This is a genomic window from Stenotrophomonas sp. YIM B06876, assembly GCF_030711595.1.
Taxonomy (GTDB): Bacteria; Pseudomonadota; Gammaproteobacteria; order Xanthomonadales; family Xanthomonadaceae; genus Stenotrophomonas.
Window position 1 is genome coordinate 1 of record NZ_JAUJUJ010000180.1, and the last position, 1,594, is coordinate 1,594.

At 65.2% G+C, this 1,594-nt stretch carries 1 protein-coding gene and 1 pseudogene; both read left to right on the top strand.

Translation table 11 applies throughout. The features are described 5' to 3' along the window. Window positions 1-162 precede the first annotated feature (162 nt). The gene (locus QZH66_RS15855) at window positions 163-1,143 is read left to right on the top strand and encodes an ABC transporter ATP-binding protein (protein ID WP_305806857.1); all 981 of its coding nucleotides are present in this window, start codon (window positions 163-165) and stop codon (window positions 1,141-1,143) included. A gap of 5 nt (window positions 1,144-1,148) precedes the next feature. Beyond that, window positions 1,149-1,594, top strand: a pseudogene (locus tag QZH66_RS15860) (ABC transporter permease); the annotation flags it as partial.

Consider the following 1,594-nt stretch of genomic DNA (forward strand, 5'->3'; position numbering starts at 1 on the left):
CTGCAGAATGGCGACGAGGCACCGAGCTATGTGGCCGGCACCGAGAACTTCTATGCGATCACGCGCTACAACTGGTCGAGCTACTACGCCATGGCGGTGATCGAGCTGGGGCGCGAGGTGGCCGCGGCGCGTGCGCGCTAACTCTTTCAAGTACAGCACCTTATGTCTGCCATCACCCTTGCGGCGCCTGTTGCCGACGCCATCGTCCGCGTGCGCGGCCTCAGCAAAACCTACGCCGGCGGCTTCCAGGCGCTGAAGAACATCGACCTGGACATCCGCCGCGGCGAAATTTTTGCCCTGTTGGGCCCGAACGGCGCCGGCAAGACCACGCTGATCAGCGTCATCTGCGGCATCACCAACGCCAGCGAAGGCAGCGTCACGGCCGACGGCTTTGATACCGTGCGCGCCTGGCGCGCCGCGCGCGCCGCCATCGGCCTGGTGCCGCAGGAGCTGCACACCGATTCGTTCGAAACCGTGTGGGCCACGGTGAGCTTCAGCCGCGGGCTGTTCGGCAAGGCGCCGAACCCGGCGCTGATCGAAAAGATCCTCAAGGACCTATCGCTCTGGGACAAAAAGGACAGCAAGATCCTGGCCCTGTCGGGCGGCATGAAGCGCCGCGTGCTGATCGCCAAGGCGCTGTCGCACGAGCCCAAAATTTTGTTCCTCGACGAGCCCAGCGCGGGCGTGGACGTGGAGCTGCGCCACGACATGTGGCGCCTGGTGCGCGCGCTGCGCGATGGCGGCACCACCATCATCCTGACCACGCACTACATCGAGGAAGCCGAGGACATGGCCGACCGCATCGGCGTGATCCGCCAGGGCGAGCTGATCGTGGTCGAAGACAAGGACGTGCTGATGCACAAGCTGGGCAAGAAGCAGCTCACGCTGACGCTGCAGCAGCCGATGGAGCGCGTGCCGGACGCGCTGGCGCGCTGGCTGCTGGAGCTCAGCGCAGACGGCAGCGCGCTGACCTACCACTTCGACACCCAGCAGGAAGACACCGGCATCGCCGCGCTGCTGCGTGCGCTGCAAGAGCACGGCATCGACTTCAAGGACCTGCATTCGTCCGAGAGCTCGCTCGAAGACATCTTCGTCAGCCTGGTGCACCAGGGACACCCCGCACAGAAAGCACCGCCAGCATGATGGGCCTGAACCTGCACGGCGTGCGCGCCATCTACCGCTTCGAGATGAACCGGGCCTTCCGCACCTGGGCGCAAAGCCTGATCGCGCCGGTGCTCTCGACCTCGCTGTATTTCATCGTCTTCGGCTCGGCCATCGGCTCGCGCATGGGCGACATCGGCGGCGTCAGCTACGGCGCCTACATCATTCCGGGCCTGCTCATGCTCTCGTTGCTGAGCGAGAGCATTTCCAACTCGTCCTTTGGCATCTACATGCCCAAGTGGTCGGGCACCATCTACGAGCTGCTGAGCGCGCCGGTCAACTGGGTCGAGGTGCTGCTGGGCTACGTGGGCGCGGCCGCCACCAAATCGCTCCTGGTCGGTGCGCTCATCCTGGCAACGGCGCGCGTCTTCGTGCCGTATGAGATCGCGCACCCGGTGTGGATGCTGGGCTTTCTGCTGCTCACGGCCGTCAC